This window comes from Pseudarthrobacter oxydans (assembly GCF_030812335.1).
Lineage (GTDB): Bacteria > Actinomycetota > Actinomycetes > Actinomycetales > Micrococcaceae > Arthrobacter > Arthrobacter oxydans_B.
In genome coordinates this window covers 620,149-636,680 of the sequence record NZ_JAUSSN010000001.1, presented here as the reverse complement: position 1 = coordinate 636,680, position 16,532 = coordinate 620,149, and the positions used below count along the sequence as shown (strand labels likewise).

17 protein-coding genes are annotated in these 16,532 nt (G+C 71.2%); 5 read left to right on the top strand and 12 right to left on the bottom strand.

Annotation, left to right across the window (positions count from 1 at the left end):
* The first annotated feature begins 91 nt into the window (after positions 1-91).
* Positions 92-2,077 (top strand): heavy metal translocating P-type ATPase, encoded by a 1,986-nt coding sequence (locus J2W14_RS03070; protein ID WP_307458171.1) that lies wholly within the window; start codon positions 92-94, stop codon positions 2,075-2,077.
* Here J2W14_RS03070 and ppsA read toward each other — a convergent pair.
* On the bottom strand, positions 2,025-4,415 hold the full coding sequence (gene ppsA / locus J2W14_RS03065; RefSeq protein WP_307458168.1) for a phosphoenolpyruvate synthase: 2,391 nt from the start codon (positions 4,413-4,415) through the stop codon (positions 2,025-2,027). The genes J2W14_RS03070 and ppsA overlap by 53 nt on opposite strands.
* A gap of 32 nt (positions 4,416-4,447) precedes the next feature.
* Entirely contained in the window at positions 4,448-7,084 is a 2,637-nt protein-coding gene (locus J2W14_RS03060; RefSeq protein WP_307458165.1) for a cation-translocating P-type ATPase, read from the bottom strand.
* Between the two features lie 320 nt (positions 7,085-7,404).
* Here J2W14_RS03060 and J2W14_RS03055 point away from each other — a divergent pair, with 320 nt between their 5' ends.
* Positions 7,405-7,884 carry a DUF6325 family protein gene (locus J2W14_RS03055; RefSeq protein ID WP_307458161.1) on the top strand — a complete coding sequence of 160 codons (480 nt, stop codon included), beginning with the start codon at positions 7,405-7,407 and terminating at the stop codon, positions 7,882-7,884.
* Position 7,885: 1 nt separating this feature from the next.
* Positions 7,886-8,041 (top strand): hypothetical protein, encoded by a 156-nt coding sequence (locus J2W14_RS03050; RefSeq protein WP_156135027.1) that lies wholly within the window; start codon positions 7,886-7,888, stop codon positions 8,039-8,041.
* A gap of 117 nt (positions 8,042-8,158) precedes the next feature.
* Here the strand turns inward: J2W14_RS03050 and J2W14_RS03045 are convergent, their stop codons facing one another.
* The 5 genes from J2W14_RS03045 to J2W14_RS03025 all read right to left on the bottom strand — a co-directional run bounded on the left by J2W14_RS03045 (position 8,159) and on the right by J2W14_RS03025 (position 12,790).
* Positions 8,159-8,974, bottom strand: coding sequence for a glycosyltransferase (locus J2W14_RS03045; protein ID WP_307458157.1), 816 nt, complete (start codon positions 8,972-8,974; stop codon positions 8,159-8,161).
* Positions 8,975-8,979: 5 nt separating this feature from the next.
* On the bottom strand, positions 8,980-10,401 hold the full coding sequence (locus J2W14_RS03040; protein WP_307458154.1) for a bifunctional PIG-L family deacetylase/class I SAM-dependent methyltransferase: 1,422 nt from the start codon (positions 10,399-10,401) through the stop codon (positions 8,980-8,982).
* On the bottom strand, positions 10,395-11,501 hold the full coding sequence (locus J2W14_RS03035; protein WP_307458151.1) for an acyl-CoA dehydrogenase family protein: 1,107 nt from the start codon (positions 11,499-11,501) through the stop codon (positions 10,395-10,397). Before J2W14_RS03035 ends, J2W14_RS03040 begins: the two co-directional genes overlap by 7 nt.
* A gap of 162 nt (positions 11,502-11,663) precedes the next feature.
* Entirely contained in the window at positions 11,664-12,341 is a 678-nt protein-coding gene (locus tag J2W14_RS03030) for an O-methyltransferase (RefSeq protein ID WP_307458148.1), read from the bottom strand.
* Between the two features lie 101 nt (positions 12,342-12,442).
* Positions 12,443-12,790 (bottom strand): thiamine-binding protein, encoded by a 348-nt coding sequence (locus J2W14_RS03025; RefSeq protein WP_307458145.1) that lies wholly within the window; start codon positions 12,788-12,790, stop codon positions 12,443-12,445.
* Between the two features lie 167 nt (positions 12,791-12,957).
* On the opposite strand from J2W14_RS03025, the gene J2W14_RS03020 reads away from it, so the two are divergent.
* The gene (locus tag J2W14_RS03020) at positions 12,958-13,590 is read left to right on the top strand and encodes a TetR/AcrR family transcriptional regulator (protein ID WP_307458143.1); all 633 of its coding nucleotides are present in this window, start codon (positions 12,958-12,960) and stop codon (positions 13,588-13,590) included.
* A gap of 5 nt (positions 13,591-13,595) precedes the next feature.
* Positions 13,596-14,012: a YkvA family protein gene (locus J2W14_RS03015; RefSeq protein WP_307458138.1), complete on the top strand. Its 417-nt coding sequence runs from the start codon at positions 13,596-13,598 to the stop codon at positions 14,010-14,012.
* 4 nt (positions 14,013-14,016) lie between these two features.
* Here the strand turns inward: J2W14_RS03015 and J2W14_RS03010 are convergent, their stop codons facing one another.
* The 5 genes from J2W14_RS03010 to J2W14_RS02990 form a co-directional block, all read right to left on the bottom strand.
* A complete protein-coding gene (locus J2W14_RS03010; RefSeq protein ID WP_307458135.1) occupies positions 14,017-14,742 on the bottom strand; it encodes a GAF and ANTAR domain-containing protein in 726 nt (241 codons plus the stop codon).
* Positions 14,742-14,933 (bottom strand): hypothetical protein, encoded by a 192-nt coding sequence (locus J2W14_RS03005; RefSeq protein WP_307458131.1) that lies wholly within the window; start codon positions 14,931-14,933, stop codon positions 14,742-14,744. Before J2W14_RS03005 ends, J2W14_RS03010 begins: the two co-directional genes overlap by 1 nt.
* A gap of 83 nt (positions 14,934-15,016) precedes the next feature.
* Entirely contained in the window at positions 15,017-15,328 is a 312-nt protein-coding gene (locus tag J2W14_RS03000; RefSeq protein WP_307458128.1) for an AzlD domain-containing protein, read from the bottom strand.
* The gene (locus tag J2W14_RS02995; RefSeq protein WP_307458126.1) at positions 15,325-16,071 is read right to left on the bottom strand and encodes an AzlC family ABC transporter permease; all 747 of its coding nucleotides are present in this window, start codon (positions 16,069-16,071) and stop codon (positions 15,325-15,327) included. Before J2W14_RS02995 ends, J2W14_RS03000 begins: the two co-directional genes overlap by 4 nt.
* Entirely contained in the window at positions 16,068-16,511 is a 444-nt protein-coding gene (locus J2W14_RS02990) for a DoxX family protein (protein ID WP_307458123.1), read from the bottom strand. The genes J2W14_RS02995 and J2W14_RS02990 overlap by 4 nt, the downstream gene beginning before the upstream one ends.
* Positions 16,512-16,532 lie beyond the last annotated feature (21 nt).

Here is a 16,532-nt window from a genome sequence, read left to right as displayed (position 1 = left end):
TGCCCGCACGGACCTCCACGGAAGGGGCCGCAGTAGGATGCAAATAGTGGAAGACGCGTGAAGATAACGCGAAAGCTAAGGCAGGATATCCGTGAAACTTTTGCTCCGGTATCCGCTTGTTGCGGGCACAATAGCTGCCCTGCTCGCGGTGCTTATACTGCTCCTGTCCGGGCAGCCGCTGATTGCGCAGATCTCAGCCAGCATCTACGCCCTTGCCGTGGCGGCGTACCTGGCCGTCGGCATGGTCCGCCGGCTGATCGGCGGCCAGTGGGGCATCGACATCCTGGCGGTCACCGCGATCGTCAGCACGGTGCTCGTGGGCGAGTACATCGCCTCCATGATCATCGTCCTCATGATGGCCGGCGGGACCGCCCTGGAGGACTACGCGGCCGGCCGGGCCAAAAAAGAACTCACGTCCCTGCTGGAACGCGTCCCGCAGACGGCCCACCGGGAACGCGGCGGCAGCACCTCCGCAGGCGGAACCGACGCAGGCGGAACCGACACAGGCGGAACCCATACCGCCGGAACCCCCACAAACGGCCAGCAGGAGGATGTCGCGGCCACGGAGGTCGAGGTCGGGGACATCCTGCTGGTGAGGCCGGGTGAGGTGGTGCCGCTGGACGGCATCCTGCTCTCCGCGTCCGGCAGCTTCGACGAGTCCTCGCTCACCGGGGAGAGCCTTCCGGTGGAGCGGGTTGCCGGGGAGGGGCTGATGAGCGGCTCCCTTAACGGCGAAGCCGCGGTCCGGATGCAGGTCACGGCACGGATGGAGGATTCGCAGTACAGCCGCATCGTGGCCCTGGTGAAGGAAGCCGCGGACAGCAAGGCGCCCATGGTGCGGCTCGCGGACCGGTATGCCGTGCCGTTCACTGCCCTCGCCTACGTCCTGGGCGCGATCGGCTGGATGGTCAGTGGCAGCCCGGCCCGCTTCGCGGAGGTGCTGGTGGTGGCCACCCCGTGCCCGCTGCTGATCGCCGCCCCGGTGGCGTTCCTAGGGGGCATGAGCCGCGCCGCGCGCGGCGGCATCATCGTCAAATACGCCGGCGTTCTGGAGCAACTGAGCCGGATCAAGACGGTCGCCTTCGACAAGACCGGCACCCTCACCTACGGCCGGCCGGCCCTGGTCGCTGTCCGCACCGCGGGATCCTTCACCGAGGACGAGGTCCTCGGGCTGGCGGCCTCCGCCGAACAGTATTCCTCCCATGTGCTCGCCGCCTCGGTGATGGATGCCGCGCAGAGCCGCGGGCTGGCGTTCAAAACAGCCACGGAGGCCACCGAATTCGCCACGCACGGCGTCCGGGCCCGCTTCGACGGCCGCGACGTGGTGGTCGGCAAGCCCAACTTCGTGGCCGAATCGGCCCCCGGCGTCGTGGCAACGGTGCTCGCCAGCGGCGAACTGGCCATCTACGTGGGCGTGGCCGGGGAATTCGCCGGGTCCCTCGTGATGAGCGACCCGATCCGCCGGGAAGCCCGCCGCACCCTGGCCGAGCTCAAGGAACTCGGCGTCACCCGGACGGTCATGCTGACCGGCGATGCGCTCGCCACCGCCGAGCACATCGCGGCCGAGGCCGGGCTCACCGATGTCCGGGCCGAGTGCCTGCCGCCGGACAAGGTCGAAGCCGTCCGGTCCCTGCCGCTCCGCCCGGTCATGATGGTCGGCGACGGCGTCAACGACGCCCCCGTCCTGGCCGTCGCCGACGTCGGGATCGCGATGGGTGCGCGCGGCTCGACGGCGGCCGGCGAGTCGGCCGACGTCGTGATCATCCTCGATGACCTGTCCAAGGCCGCCTCCGCCGTGCGGATCGGGCAGCGCACCGTCAAGGTGGCGCTGCAGAGCATCTGGATCGGGATCGGGCTGAGCGTGGCGCTGATGATCGCGGCGGCGGCCGGCTACATCCCGGCCATCGCCGGCGCCCTGACCCAGGAACTCGTGGACCTGGCCACGATCCTCAATGCGCTCCGCGCACTGAGCCCCGGCAGGAAGGCGGCCGGAGCAAAGCTTCCGGGGCAGAAAACCGCCGGCGCTACCGGGCCGCTGCCTGTTTCTCGGCTTCCGCGATCCGCGGAACGGTCCTGAGATAGCTGTCCGGGTTCAGCGAGATCGAATCAATGCCCTCGCTGACCAGGAACTCCGCGAACTCGGGGTGGTTGCTGGGGCCCTGGCCGCAGATGCCGATCTTGATCCCGGCGGCGTGGGCCTTGCGGATGGCCTCGCTGATCATCGCCATGACGGCCTCGTCCCGCTCATCGAAGAGTGAGGCCAGCTGCGCCGAATCCCGGTCCACGCCCAGGACCAGCTGGGTGAGGTCATTGGAGCCGATGGAGAAGCCGTCGAACCGGGTGGCGAACTTTTCGGCGAGGACGACGTTGGACGGGATCTCGCACATCATGTAGACCTGCAGGCCGTTCCCGCCCCGGACCAGGCCGTTCTCCGCCATCACGGCAAGCACCCGGTCCGCTTCCTGCGGGGTCCGGCAGAACGGAATCATCACGATGATGTTGCCGAACCCAAGCTGCTCCCGGACCCTTTTGAGGGCCACACACTCCAGGGCGAACCCCTCGCGGTAGCGCTCGTCGTAGTAGCGGGAGGCGCCGCGGAAGCCGAGCATGGGGTTCTCCTCCGGTTCCTCGAAGGCCGAGCCGCCGATCAGGTGCGCGTACTCGTTCGTTTTGAAGTCGCTGAGCCGGACGATCACCGGCCGGGGATGGTAGGGCGCGGCGATCTTGGCGATGCCCAGGGCCAAGGCGTCCACGAAGTAGTCCTTCGGGTCCGTATAGCCGCTGGTCAGGACGCGGATCTGCTCGGCCTCGCCGGGGTCGGTGACCCGCTCGGGGTGGACCAGCGCCATCGGGTGCACGCGGATCAGGCTGCTGATGATGAATTCCATCCGGGCCAGCCCGACGCCGTCGGCCGGCAGCCGCCACCACTGGAACGCGGCCGCGGGGCTGGCTATGTTGACCATGACTTTGGTGTGCGTCTCCGGCAGCTCCCCGAGGTCCACCTCCTCGGTTTCAAACGCAAGGCTGCCCCGGTAGACGCGGCCTTCATCACCCTCGGCGCAGGAGATGGTCACGGCGAGGCCCTCCGCCAGGACAGTGGTCGCGTTGCCGGTGCCGACGACGGCAGGGACCCCGAGTTCGCGGCTCACGATCGCCGCGTGGCTGGTGGGGCCGCCGTGGTCGGTCACGATGCCGGCCGCCCGCTTCATGATCGGAACCCAGTCCGGGTCGGTCATCTCGGTGACGAGGATGGCGCCGTCGCGGAAGTTTTCGATGTCCGCCGCGCTCCTGATCACGCACGCGGTGCCCTGCGCGATGGAATCGCCGATCGCGGCGCCGCGCGCCAGCACGGTGCCGGTCTCCAGCAGGTGGTGGAGGGTGAACCGGGAACCGGTCTTCTGCGACTGGACCGTCTCCGGCCGGGCCTGGACCATAAACAGCTCCCCGGTCACGCCGACCCGGGCCCATTCCATGTCCATCGGCCGGGCGTAGTGCTCCTCCACGCTCACGGCCCAGCGCGCCAGGGCGAGGATCTCGGCGTCGGCCAGGACAAAGGCGCGGCGTTCGGCTTCCGAGGTGTCCACCATTTTGGTGCGTGCGTGGCCGCCGCGGCTGTAAACCATTTTCCGCGCCTTGGAGCCGAGGGTCTTTTCGATGATCGGGGCGTACTCCGGCTGCGCCAGGAGCGGTTTGAACACGAGGTATTTGTCCGGGTTGATGGTGCCCTGGACCACGGTTTCGCCCAGGCCCCAGGCGGCGCTGACCACGGCGACGCGGGGGAAGCCGGAATCCGTGTCGATGGAGAACATCACGCCGGAGGCGCCGACGTCGGAGCGCACCATCCGCTGCACGCCGATCGAGAGCGCGACGTCGAGGTGGTCAAGGCCCTTGACCTCGCGGTAGCTGATGGCCCGGTCGGTGAAGAGGGAGGCGTAGCAGCGGCGGCAGGCGTCCAGGAGTTCCCGTTCCCCGGCGATGTTCAGGAACGTCTCCTGCTGCCCGGCGAAGCTCGCGTCCGGCAGGTCCTCGGCGGTGGCGCTGCTGCGGACCGCGACCGAGAGCCGGTCCAGTCCGGCGCGCCCGCCCAGTTCGCGGTAGTGGGAGCGGATGGCTTCGCTGATGTCCGCCGGGAACTCACTGTCCAGGAACAGTTCCCGGATGGCTTCCCCGGTGGCGCGCAGGGAGGTTTCGCCCGAGCGGTAGGACTTGATCCGCGAGCGCATCGCGGCCTCGATCCCGTTGGCCTCGAGGAACCGGCGGTAGGCGTCGGCGGTGGTGGCGAAGCCGTCGGGCACGCGCACGCCCTTGGCTTTCAGGGACTGGATGAGTTCGCCGAGGGAGGCGTTTTTGCCGCCCACCTGCGGGACATCGCCCATGCCGATCTCGTCAAACCACAGCACCGGGGAGTCAGTCATGGACCCATCCTGTGGCGGCGGGCCGGGCGGTGTCAGAGTCTTTGGACCTTGGTGGCCGGTTCGGCCTTCGCGGCCCGGCGGTGGCGGGCGATCTTGTAGAGCCAGTCCGCGAGCAGCACGGCGGGAATGGCGGCGAGCGCCACTGCCAGTCCGCCGGGCGACGGCGGCGCGTGGCCCAGCAGGGCGGCCAGCGGCCCGAGGAACAGGAACACCGCCAGCAGGCCCAGTTCGGCCAGCACGGCCCAGACCAGCAGCCGGTTGGTGAACCAGCCGAGCCGCCAGGGCGGGACGGAGGCGCTGCGGCAGGCGAAGGCGTTGGCGAGCTGCGCCAGGACCACGGTGGTGAACGCGGCGCCGGAGGCGGCCATCAGCACGTCCGACGCCGGCAGCTCCGCCCCCGGGGTCCAGCCGGCCCCGAGCAGGACCGCCGTGTACGCCGTCATTTCGAAGAGTGCCTCGACCGGGCCCAGCAGCCCGAACACCCGGTACATCAGTGCCCGGTCCATTAGGTGCCTGCGCTCGGGCGGGCGTTTCAGGGTTCCCTTGCTCGGGGCCTCGCTGCCCAGCGCCAGTGCGGGGAGCAGGTCGGTGCCGATGTCGAGGGCGAGGATCTGCAGCACGCTCAGCGCCAGCGGGAACCGCCCGCCGGAGAGCGCCCAGATCACGAAGGGGGTGAGCTCGGCGACGTTGTCCGTCAGGTGGTAGGTCAGGAAGCGCCGGATGTTCGCGTACGTGGCGCGGCCCTGCTCCACCGCGGCGATGATGGTGGCGAAGTCGTCGTCCAGGAGCACGAGGTCCGCCGCCTCGCGGGCCACGTCCGTGCCGCTGAGCCCCATGGCCACGCCGATGTCGGCCTGCTGCAGGGCCGGGCCGTCGTTGACGCCGTCGCCGGTCATCGCCACGACGTGGCCGCGGCGCTGCAGCAGGCTGGCCACCCGGAGTTTCTGTTCCGGGGTGACCCGGCTGACCACCACCCCGTCGCGGTCCAGCAGGGCGGCCAGGACGGCGTCGTCCTCGGGCAGGTTGTGGCCCTCCAGCACCAGCTCGGGTGATCCGATTAGCCCGGTTTCCCGGGCGATGGCGGCCGCTGTGAAGGCGTGGTCGCCGGTGACCATGGCGACCTTGATGCCGGCCTCGCGGGCCGCCTCGAGTGCCACGCGGACCTCGGCCCGGGGCGGGTCGTGCAGGCCGATCAGCCCCAGCAGCGTCAGTTCGCTCTCCACCTCCTCCAGTTTGAAGCTGGCGCCGGGCCGGCCGGGAAGGGTCCGTTCGGCCACGGCCAGCACCCGCAGCCCGTGGGAGGCCATTCGGTCAACCATCTCCCGCGCCCGGGCGGCGCCCGCGGCCTCGCCGGCGTCGCCGCCGCCGTGCACGCACAGCGGAATCACGGATTCCGGGGCGCCCTTGACATACAGCGTGGTGCCGACGATCGCGGACTCCCGCAGCCGCCGGGGATCGAAGGCGAAGCGGTGCGACACCGCCGGTTCGGCTGGACCTGGACCCCACCCGGGATCCGGCCCGGGACCGGCCAGCCGGGCGGCCAGCGCGGCGATGGCGGCCTCCATCGGGTCGCCCTCGGCAATCCACTTGCCCTCATGGAGCACCGCGCGGCCTACGGAGGCGGCCAGCGCGGCGGTGCTGAGGTGCCGTGCTTCCCCGGCCCCCGTCCCGGTGACCTCAGCCTCCGGCCCGTACCCCGCGCCGATAATACTGAGCACCCCGGCCGGGGTCCAGACCTCGACGGCGTTCATCCGGTTCTGGGTCAGCGTGCCGGTCTTGTCCGTGCAGATGTACGTGGTGGAGCCGAGGGTTTCCACCGCTTCCAGGTTGCGGACCAGTGCGTTGCGCTGCGCCATCCGCTGCGCCCCGACGGCCAGGGACAGCGTCACCGTGGGCAGCAGGCCCTCGGGCACCAGCGCCACCATCACGCCGATGGCAAACAGAAAGGCGTCCCGCCAGGAGATGCCGACCAGAAGGGAGAGCAAGAAGAACAGCACACCGATACCCAGGGCCATCGCGGCGGTGATGCGGACGATGCGTTGCAGTTCCCGCGCCAGCGGGCTCGGCGGCGCCGCCACCTTGCCGGTCAGGGCAGCGATTTCGGCCAGCCGGGTCTTCCCGCCCGTTCCCGCGACCAGACCTTCGGCCTGGCCGTTGACCAGGAAGGTCCCGCCATAGACGGTGTCGCCGGGGACCTTGGCGAGCGCCTCGCTTTCACCGGTAAGCATCGACTCGTCCACCGAGCAGCCCGCCGCCAGCACCAGCCGGAGGTCCGCCGGGACCCGGTCGCCGGCCACCAGCACGACGGCGTCGTCCGGCACCAGTTCGGTGGTGTGGACCTTGATGAGGCGGTTGTCCCGGCGGACCGAGACCATCGCCGGGAGCAGCTCGCGGAGCTTGGAGGCCGCATGCTGGGCGCGCTCCTGCTGGATGTAGGCGAAGATTCCGTTGACCAGGATCACGACGACGATCGCGATGGCCAGCTGCGGCATGCCCGCCAGGTAGGCCAGCACGGAGGCGCACCACAGCAGGATGGCGAAGAAGTGGGTCATCTCGGCCAGCAGTTTGCGCCAGCCCGGGACGGTTCCGGCCTCCGGCAGCTTGTTCGCCCCGAATTGGGTGAGCCGCTGGGCCGCCTCGGCGGAGCTCAGGCCGGAAATGCCTGGCAACGCCGCGGCGCTTCGCCCCCCGGAGGGAGCCTCCGGGGTCACGGCCGGCCGGGGCTACTCAGGCGCAACACCGCAGACCGGCCCGGGTCAGGTAGCTCATGGACTGAGGGTGCGCCGCGGAGGTGCGGGCCGTTAGGGCCAAAGGTCACGGCGCGGGGCCGGTGGAGCTCTCCACCGGCCACGGGCCACAGCCTGGATGTCCGGCGGATGCGTGAGGTCACCCGGCACGGATGAGGCGCCACGCCGCACCGGGGGCACAGGATAAGACTGCGGCGGTCCGTCGGATCGCCAGAACCCCATGAGAAACGGAGGTCATCAGCATGGCTGAGACATTGGATGAACTAGGGCCGGTGGACTGGCTCGTAGTGGAGTTCCCGGGACCCAACTTCGGTAACGGCCAGATCGCCCCGTTCCTGGAGGACCTGGTCAATCGTGAGCTCATCAGGGTGCTCGACATGGTGTTCCTGCGGAAGACCGAGGACGGCACGCTCGAGACGGCGGAGATCTCCGGCCTCGACGCAAGCGAGCTCGGCGAGATCCGCATGGCCGAGGCCGACCTGGCCATGGTGCTCTCTGAGCAGGACGTCATGGACCTGGCCGAAACGATCGCGCCCGGCCACTCCGCCGCGGTGCTCGTCTGGGAGAACCAGTGGGCTGCCCCGTTCGGCGCGGCCGTCCGCAAGGCCGGCGGCCAGCTCGTGGCCAGCGGCCGGATCCCGACCCAGGCAGTCATCGCCGCTTTCCAGGCCGACGCCGAAGCCGAAGCCCAATCGCCCGAAGGAATGAAGGAAGGAGCCTGACATGCCACTGGCAGCACGACGCAGGCGCAGGACCGCCGCCGCCGTCGGCGGGGCCATTGTCGTCGCCCACGGGATTAACCGGCGCGGTGACCGCCGTGAGGACCGGAGGGACGACCGCGGCGACCGCCGCGAGGACCGCCGCGACCGCCGCGACTGACGCCCTCGACTGACACCACGGGGCCGGCTCCCGGTTCCCGCAGGGGGTGCGCATGACTCTTCCGGGTCATGCGCACCCCCTGAGTCTGCCAACCTGATTCAAGACCGCGATGACGGCTTAGCCCGGGCCCGGTCCGCCCAGGTCGACCGCAGTTGGCCGGTGCCGTCCCAGCGTCCGCAGGTAGGCGCCGAAGCCGTGCGGCGCCCGGGCGTGGACGCGGCCCGAGGTCAGCACGCGCATGCTGTCCGTGGCCGTCACGGTGAAGGCGCGGCTGCGGAGGCTCTGCACCAGGGTCCGGTCCTCGTGCGAGGAGAGCTTCGGGAAACCGCCGGCGGCCAGGTAGGCCGAGGCCCTGACCCCGAAGTTCGCTCCGTAGATGTGCGGGTGGTCCTCCTCGAAGGGATGGCGTTCCAGCCAGCGCCGGAGCAGCTCCGGGTCCATCCCGTCCGGGTCCGGTTCCACCGAGCCCAGCACGGCGTCGGCGCCCGCGTCGGCGAACTCCAGCTGCCGGACGAGCCAGCATTCCGGAACCTGCGAGTCAGCGTCCGTGTTGGCCAGCCAGGTCCGGCCCGCCCACGGCGGGGGTGTCCACCGCAGTCCGGGCGCCCGCCGCCGGGCTGTGCCGATCCCGGAGGCCCGGATGCCGGCACCGCGGCTGGCTCCGGCGTTGCGGAAGGATACTGCGAGGGTGCTGAAGCGGCGGTCCGCGGCGGCGTAGCGGGCGGCGATGCCGGCGGAGCCGTCGGTGCAGCTGTCCAGCACCACGGTCACCCGGACGTCGACGTCGGGCCGGACCCGGTGCAGGGCGTCGGCGGCGCGCTGCACGGCCAGCAGGGCGCGCCCGAGGTGCTCGTCCTCATTGTGGGCGGGCATCACCACGGCGATCCGGTCGATGCTGTGGCCGCGGGGCAGCGGCAGGGCATGGGCGGCCATGCCGCCTAGCCTTCCGGGCCGGGTACCGGGGCCGCTGCGGGCAGGGGTTCCCCGCCGGCCTCCGGCGCGATCAGGACCTCGAGGATGAAGTCGCGCTCCCGGTAGAGTCCGGCGTCGGCCCAGCCGAGGTGGCGGCGCGCGGCGGCGTGAACGGAGTCGCCGTCGAGCTCCCAGCCGGAGATGGGGTGGCGCCAGTGGCATAGGGCCAGGGTGCCGCCGGGTAGCAGGGTGGCCTGGACCCGTGCGAACAGCTCGGCCAGCTCGCCAGGCGCGAGGTAGTAGCCGACCTCGGAGACCACAATCAGGTCGAACCGGCCGTCCGGCCAGTCCTGCGGGACTGTGAGATGGCGGGTCCGGGCGGCGGGCAGATGTGCCAGGCGCCGGGCGGCGTGCGCCAGCGCGGCGCTGCTCGCGTCGACGGCGGTGAAGCTGGTGCAGCGCTCCGCGAGGTCCACGCTGAGCGTCCCGATCGAGCATCCGATCTCCAGCCCTGCCGCGTAGTTCAGGCCGGGCAGGGCCGCGAGGGTGAGGGCGCGTTTGCGGTGTTCGTACCAGCTGGTGGTGTACTGCCAGGGGTCGTCGGTTCCGGTGTGGACGGCGTCGAAGACGCCTTCCGCGTCGGCGGCGGCGTAGGCGCCACCCCTGGCGGCCGGACGCTGCCACGCGAACGTCTCGAACGGACGTTCGAAGTGCTCCAGGAACGCCGGCGGAAGCAGCACCTCGTCCCCGGGCCGTCCGGACAGGGGACGGACCTGCGAGGTGTGGGCGGCCATCGCCGCCGCCTTGGCCCGCCGTTCGGCGGGGTCCAGCGGCAGGCGCAGCCAGGACTGCCAGGTGTGGTCCGCGGCGTCCGCCCAGAGCCAGTACCAGATGGGGTATTCCAGCAGTCCGTGGCCGCCGGCGCCGGCAGCCTCGGCCGCGGCGGAGCCCAGTGCCTCGTGGTCGGTGTGGCCGTCGTGCCGGTACGGGGCCACGAGGGTGATGCGCTCCGCAGGCAGTCCCGCTGCGGCGGCGTCGGCGATGGCGCGCTGCAGCGCGGTGTGCACCTCCGGCCGGTGGGCGGCGAGCCTGCCGTCCGGCAGGGCAAGGAACCGCCAGTCCGGATCCGGCAACAGGTGCGCAAGCGCACCGCCGAATTCCTGGAGCCGCACGTCGGCGAGCTGTTCCGGCGTTGTGGTGGGCGAGTCCGGGTGGGAGGCCTCCCCCGCCGTGCACAGCAGCACCGTGACGCGGGCGCCGAGCGCCCGGAGCCGGGCCATCAGCCCGCCGGCGCCCAGGGATTCGTCGTCCGGGTGCGCGGCCAGGACGATGAACGCCTGCCCGGCGAGTTCGACGGCGTCCAGCGGCAGTTCCGGGAGCGCCCCGAGTCCGCTGGCGGCCCAGGCGTCCTCGCCGGTTCCGGCGTCCCGGTGGGTGAAGCTCACCACGGGTGGTCCCCCTTGAGCGTGAGGGCACCAAGCTGGGCGTCGTCGCGCATGGCGTGGTGCTGGCGGATGTAGAGCGAGAGGTCGGCCATGCGCTTTCCGTAGGCTTCGTCGAAGGCCAGCGGTGCGGGCCCGAGGTTCTGGCTGACCAGCGTCTGGATGCGTTCGACGGCGGTCGCGACGTTGCCGCGGACGCGGAGGGCCTCGCTCCACGCGCCGGTGTCCGTGAGTTCCCCGGCATCGATCCGCCCGGCGGTCCGGGCGAGGTAGCCGGTCAGGGCGGTGAGCGTGCGGTCGATCTCGCCGAGGTGGGCGAGCGCGAGCTGGTCCGGGGCGCGTCCGCCGTCGGCCGCCTTGAGCAGGGACGACTTGAAGCCCCGGGCCACCGCGACGGCGCCGCCCAGCCAGCAGGCCGCCACGCCCATGCCGCCCCAGGCGAAGCCGGGCCGGCGGTAGTACCAGCCGGCGTCGCCCAGCGGAACGGCCGGGACGTCGGCGAAGTGCACGGTGCCGCTGGGGATTTCCCGGAGTCCCCGGCTGGTCCACTCCGGATCCTCGAAGCTGACGCCGGTGGCATGGAGGTCGACGGCGAACGCCGCCCGGCCGCCGTCGTCCAGATGGGCGGTTACGACGGCGTGGTCCAGTTGGGCCGCCAGGGAACACCACGGTTTGGCGCCGTGCAGCCGGAAACAGCCGTCCGCCGGCTTCGCCTCCAGCCGCAGCCCGGGGGCTTCGGCGGCAAACACACCCCAGGCGCCGTCGGAGTGCCCGCCGCCCTGGTCCGGGCACTCCCGGCCGTCCGGCGCCGGCCGGTCCGCGGCCTGGGCGAGGATCGCCGAGGCGTCCAGGTGGGGTTCAATGGCCCGTCCGGCGGCGACATCCACGGCCGTGACGGAGGCCAGGATCTCCCAGAGGAACGCCGTCCGGCCCCCGCCGGGCAGCGGGGCCGCGGCTGCGGCGGCTTTGGCCAGCTCCAGCAGCGCCGGGACGTCGCCGGCGGCCGCCCGGGCCGCCTCCAGCAGGGGGGTGAGGCCGGCCAGCTGTTCCGGCGCGGAACTGATCCTCACGGCGACCGGCCGCTGGGAATCGGGAGTCCGGTTCATTCGGTGGCCTGTTCCCTTTCGAAGTGCGTCTGGTGCTCCCGGCGTCCACGCCTGTCGGCCGGGCTACTGCTCAGTAAATTCAGGCTGCTCAGTAAATCTAAGCACACTTAGCACTTTGGGAATTCCGGTGGCTTCCAGCGCCGCGGCTCGGCTCCACCGCCGCTACAGCACCCGCGCGAGGGCGAAGCCATCCCAGCCTTTGGAGCCCACGGTCTGGATGACGGTGCCGTCCAGCCGCGGGTCTTCGCCCAGCATGTGCAGGGCGCTGATGATGCCCGGGGCGTTGACGGCGTCCATCGCGGGTTCCAGCACGGCGCCTTCCCAGACCACGTTGTCCATCACGACGGCGGTGCCGGGCCGGCCGAGGCGGACGGCCCAGTCGAGGTAGTGCGGGTTGTTTTCCTTGTCGGCGTCGATGAAGACGAAGTCGAAGGGCTCGGCGCCCTCGTCGGCGAGGGCCTGCAGCGTGTCCAGTGCGGCCCCGACCCGGATCTCGACGAGATGGCCCAGCCCGGCGGCGTCCACGTTGGCGCGGGCCACGCGGGCGTGCTTCGGGAGGTATTCGCACGTGAGCAGCCGGCCGCCGTCGGGCAGCCCCTGGGCCATCCAGATGGTGCTGAAGCCGGCCAGCGTCCCGATCTCCAGGACGCGGCGGGCCCCGGAGAGCTGCACCAGCAGTTTGAGCAGCTTGCCGGCGGTGGGGGCGACTTCGATGGGCGGCAGACCCGCTTCGAGGGCGGAGGTGACCGCGCGCTTCAGGGAGTTGTCCGGACGGACCACAAGCTCGGACAGGAAGTCCTCGACGGCGATCCAGCGGGCGGTGGGCTGATGCTCGAACATGCCCCCCAGTCTTCCAGCTGGCCCGCCCCGGCGGTAGGCCGCCGCGGGTCCGGGTCCAGCCCGGACTTCCGGCGCAGCACTGCCGGCGCGGCACCGACCTGTTAGTCGCCGAGCGCCTGCTCCAGGCGGTCCAGTTTTCCGGTCAGCTCGCCCGTGAAGCCCGGGCGGATGTCCGCCTTGATGACGAGGGAGACCCTGCTGCCGTAACGGCCCACGGCCTCGGTGGCCCGCTTCACGACGTCGAAGACTTCATCCCACTCGCCCTCGATCGTGGTGAACATCGAGTCGGTGTGGTTCGGCAGGCCGGACTCCCGGACGATCCGCACCGCTTCGGCGACGGCGTCGTGGACGGAGGCCTCGTCCGCCGGGACGGCCGCGGAACCGGCGGGCGAGTCATCGGCCGTGCGTGCTGGACGGCCTGAGGGTGCGACAGAGAATGCAAGCAACATGGCACCAGTCTTTCACGCGCTCGAACGCCGTGACGGCCCGGTTGGAGCCCGAAGCTGCCCCGCTCCGGGACCGGGGCCCGGCCCGGAGCCCGTTGCGGGCTCCGTCACATAAATCAATACCCGGAAGTAACCTCCCGGGCCCGGCCCTGCGTTGCTAACCTAAGCAAATGAACCGGGTAGCAGACCGCAGGCCGCTCCGCGCCGATGCCGCGCGGAATGTGGATAAGATCATTACCGCCGCCCGCCAGTGCTTCCGGGAGCACGGCCCCGAGGTGCCGCTGCAGACCATCGCCGTGACGGCCGGCGTCGGCCCGGCCACGCTTTTCAGGAACTTTGCCGACAAGGAAGAGCTGGTCCTCGCGGCCCTGCACCGGCAGCTCGGCCTGCTGGTCGACCCGGTCATTGAGGAGGCCCTCGCCGGACCGGACGCCGCGGACGGGCTCTTCCGCGTCATTGACGCGCTGATGGGCGTTGCCAGCGAGGAAGCCAACCTGCTGGGGGCCGTCGCCGGCCGGCGCGGACTCCTCACCGGCATCACGGGCGACCTGATCGAATCCGTGGCCGTGCTCCTGGGCCGCGGACAGGGCCAGGGAACCCTGCGCAGCGACATTTCGATGACGGACCTGATCCGCCTGCTGGCCATGCTGATCGGTGTGGTGGACACGATGGAAGCAGGTTCGGATGCATGGCGCCGTCCTGTTGCCCTGGTCGAGGACGCCATCCGCACGGAGCGCCCGAACCGGCCTCTGCCGCCGCAGGCGCCGCTGCCGGGCACCGCGTTCGACTCTGTCCTCGGCTAGTACCGGTGTCATGGGAAACCGTGGCGGGCGCTGTCGGCGGCGTGCTGCTGGTTTACGCCGTGCTGCTGCTCCTCCTGTGGGGTTATGCGCGCCGGCACCCGGAAACGGTCGCGATGAAAGACGCGCTGCGGCTGCTGCCGGACCTGCTGCGGCTCCTGCGGCGGCTGCTCGCTGACAGGACCCTTGGCGCCGGGGTGCGGATTCGGCTGGCCCTGCTCCTGGCCTATCTGCTCTCGCCGATTGACCTGGTGCCGGATTTCGTGCCCGTGATCGGGTACGCGGACGACGTGATCATTGTGGCCCTCGTGCTGCGCTCGGTGATCGCGCGGGCGGGCCAGGCTGCGGTGCGCCGGCACTGGCCGGGAACGCCCGAGGGGCTGCAGCTCATCCTCAGGCTCGCCGGTCTCGGCGCCCCGCGGTAGGAGCTTAGGCGATGAAGGCCGTTCCGGCCGGACCGCTGTCGAACCTGCGGAGGATCTCCTCGGCAATGACCCGGAGCTTGACGTTCCTGGTGTTGGAAACCTGGGCCAGCAGCTCGAAGGCTTCGGTCTGCGAGCAGCGGCTCTGCGCCATGAGGATTCCCGTGGCCAGGTTGATCACGGTCCGCGACCGCATGGCCTGCAGCAGGTCCCGGTTCAGGCCTTTGGCGGCGTCCAGCCGGACAGCCAGCCGCATCACCTTGGCGGCGCGGACCGCGAGCGCCCCGCAGGCTGCCACGGCGCCGTCGTCGAACGCCTCGCGGGCCGTCGACGAGAAGGTCAGGATGGCCGTTGCGTCCCGGTCCGCCAGCAGGGTTACCGCGAGGACACTGCGGTTCCCGCGCTGGGCGGCGGCCCGCTGGTAGCGCCTCCACCGGGGATCCATCGTGGTGTCCGGGACCAGCACCGCCAGCCCGGTCTCCCGGGCCTCCAGTCCCGGGCCCTCCGCCACGCCGTCCTGCAGACTGTCCAGTGCCAGCGCTTCCCGGCTGCTGCCGGCCAGGACCGTCGGCTGGCGGCGCCGGGCCAGCCGCACCGAGCACAGCACCGGGCGGCCCGTTTCGGCTGCGGCGAACTCGGCGGCCAGGACGGACAATTGCCGGAGAAATTCCTCCAGCGCCTCGTTGTCGAGCAGGAGGTCCTGCAGCCGCTCGGAGAGCCGGGCTCGGAGCATCAGTCCTCCGCCGGCTTCTCTTTGGCCTCCTGCAGGTGCTGCTGCAGCTTCTCCTCAGCCTCCCGCCGGCGCCGGGCCATCTCCCGCAGTTCCCGGGTGGACTCGGCTCCCGGCGGAACGAACGGCTCGTGGGGCTTCGAATGCTGGCCCTTGCCGGGCGCAGGGGTATCCGGATCCTCGTTGTCGCTCATATCCGAATGCTCCCACGGGGCCTTGGCGGCAAGTAGGGACTAAAGACCGTTACGGAACGGTGCGGCAGGAGGTAGCTCAGCCGCTAGCCCCAGCCCAGCAGCCTGAGTCCGGCTGCCGCGCCGGCCCCGGCGAGGACGACGACCAGGAACGGCGCCCGGAGCAGCAGTGCGATGCCGGCCGCGGCCAGCGCCCCGAGGCGGGCGTCAAGCGCCAGGGTCTGGCCGGAGGCCACGGTGTTCACGATCGTCAGGGATGCCAGCAGCCCGATGGTCATGGTCCCGGCGATCCGGGACATCCGGGGGTCGCGCAGCACGCTGGCCGGGACGAGATAGCCCAGCAGCTTCCAGGCGTAGGCCAGCAGGCAGGAGAGCAGCAGCCACATCCACAGGCTCATGCGGCATCCCCGGAGGGGCGCCCGTGCGGGTGCGGGTGATCGGCGTAGGGGTCCATGTCCGGTTCCAGTCCTTCGTCGCTGCGGCCGTGGCTGAACCAGCCGATGGCTGCGGCCACCACCGCGGCCACCAGGATCGGCACCCCGGCGGGCACAAACGGTACAGCCAGCACGGTGGCCAGGGCGCAGACGACGGCGATCGCCACCGGCTCCCGGCCCTTGAGCCGCGGCCAGAGCAGGCCAAGGAACGCCGCGACGGCGGCTCCGTCCAGGCCCCACTGCTTGGGATCCCCCAGCGACGCTCCGGCCAGCGCGCCCACGGCGGTGAACAGGTTCCAGAGGACGAAGATGCCCAGGCCCGCGGTCCAGAAGCCGCGCTTCTGCTCGAGCGGGTCGGTCTGGCCCGTGCTCGTGGCGGTGGACTCGTCGATAGTGACGTGGGCGGCGGCGAACCGCAGCCAGCCGCGGGGCCGCAGCAGCGCGTTGATCTGCATGCCGTAGATCCCGTTGCGCATGCCCAGCAGGGTGGCCGCGCCCATCGCGGCGACGCCGGAGCCGCCCCCGGCCACCACCCCGATGAAGGCGAACTGCGAGCCGCCGCTGAACAGCAGCAGGCTCAACGCCATGGTCTGCCAGAAGTCGAGCCCGGAGGTGACGGACAGCGCGCCAAAGGACACGCCATAGAGACCGGTGGCGATGCTGATGGACAGCCCGACCCGGACGGCCGGGGACTGCAGGAGCCTCACCGCCGGACCGGGTTGCGCAGACTCCAGGCCCAGGCGATCAGCGGCGCCTGCAGCGGGAGCCGCAGGGTGTGCGCGCGGCGCTGGCCGGGCGACCCGTCCGGGCGGTACGCCTTGCGCAGGGCGTCGAGGTGTCCGGCGAGGAAGGCGGTGAACATGGCCGCGACGCAGCCGGCTGCGGCACGGCGGGTCGCCGGGATCAGGAGCCCGACGGCGGCGCCCGCCTCGAGCAGTCCGCTGAGTGCCACCCACTCCTCCCTGGACAGCACGGCCAGGGGGCTGTTGAGGCGTTCACCGGTGTCGTCGCGGCAGAGGAAGTCAGGGACCACCGGGGCGAAGAAACCGGGATCGTCGAAGTGCTTCGCGGCGCTGGCCAGCAGCAGGGCGCTCAGCGCCGCGGCGGAAAGCATCTGGGTGTCCCGGCCGGACCAGCGAGAAGGCATGGAACAACTCAATCACAGCCA

What these genes read in the sequence shown, in the direction of transcription:
- ppsA (WP_307458168.1), bottom strand. Translation starts at nt 4,415, where the DNA reads ATGACTGACTCCCCGGTGCTGTGGTTTGACGAGATCGGCATGGGCGAT.
- J2W14_RS03055 (WP_307458161.1), top strand. Translation starts at nt 7,405, where the DNA reads ATGGCTGAGACATTGGATGAACTAGGGCCGGTGGACTGGCTCGTAGTG.
- J2W14_RS03050 (WP_156135027.1), top strand. Translation starts at nt 7,886, where the DNA reads ATGCCACTGGCAGCACGACGCAGGCGCAGGACCGCCGCCGCCGTCGGC.
- J2W14_RS03045 (WP_307458157.1), bottom strand. Translation starts at nt 8,974, where the DNA reads ATGGCCGCCCATGCCCTGCCGCTGCCCCGCGGCCACAGCATCGACCGG.
- J2W14_RS03035 (WP_307458151.1), bottom strand. Translation starts at nt 11,501, where the DNA reads ATGAACCGGACTCCCGATTCCCAGCGGCCGGTCGCCGTGAGGATCAGT.
- J2W14_RS03030 (WP_307458148.1), bottom strand. Translation starts at nt 12,341, where the DNA reads ATGTTCGAGCATCAGCCCACCGCCCGCTGGATCGCCGTCGAGGACTTC.
- J2W14_RS03025 (WP_307458145.1), bottom strand. Translation starts at nt 12,790, where the DNA reads ATGTTGCTTGCATTCTCTGTCGCACCCTCAGGCCGTCCAGCACGCACG.
- J2W14_RS03020 (WP_307458143.1), top strand. Translation starts at nt 12,958, where the DNA reads ATGAACCGGGTAGCAGACCGCAGGCCGCTCCGCGCCGATGCCGCGCGG.
- J2W14_RS03010 (WP_307458135.1), bottom strand. Translation starts at nt 14,742, where the DNA reads ATGCTCCGAGCCCGGCTCTCCGAGCGGCTGCAGGACCTCCTGCTCGAC.
- J2W14_RS03005 (WP_307458131.1), bottom strand. Translation starts at nt 14,933, where the DNA reads ATGAGCGACAACGAGGATCCGGATACCCCTGCGCCCGGCAAGGGCCAG.
- J2W14_RS03000 (WP_307458128.1), bottom strand. Translation starts at nt 15,328, where the DNA reads ATGAGCCTGTGGATGTGGCTGCTGCTCTCCTGCCTGCTGGCCTACGCC.
- J2W14_RS02990 (WP_307458123.1), bottom strand. Translation starts at nt 16,511, where the DNA reads ATGCCTTCTCGCTGGTCCGGCCGGGACACCCAGATGCTTTCCGCCGCG.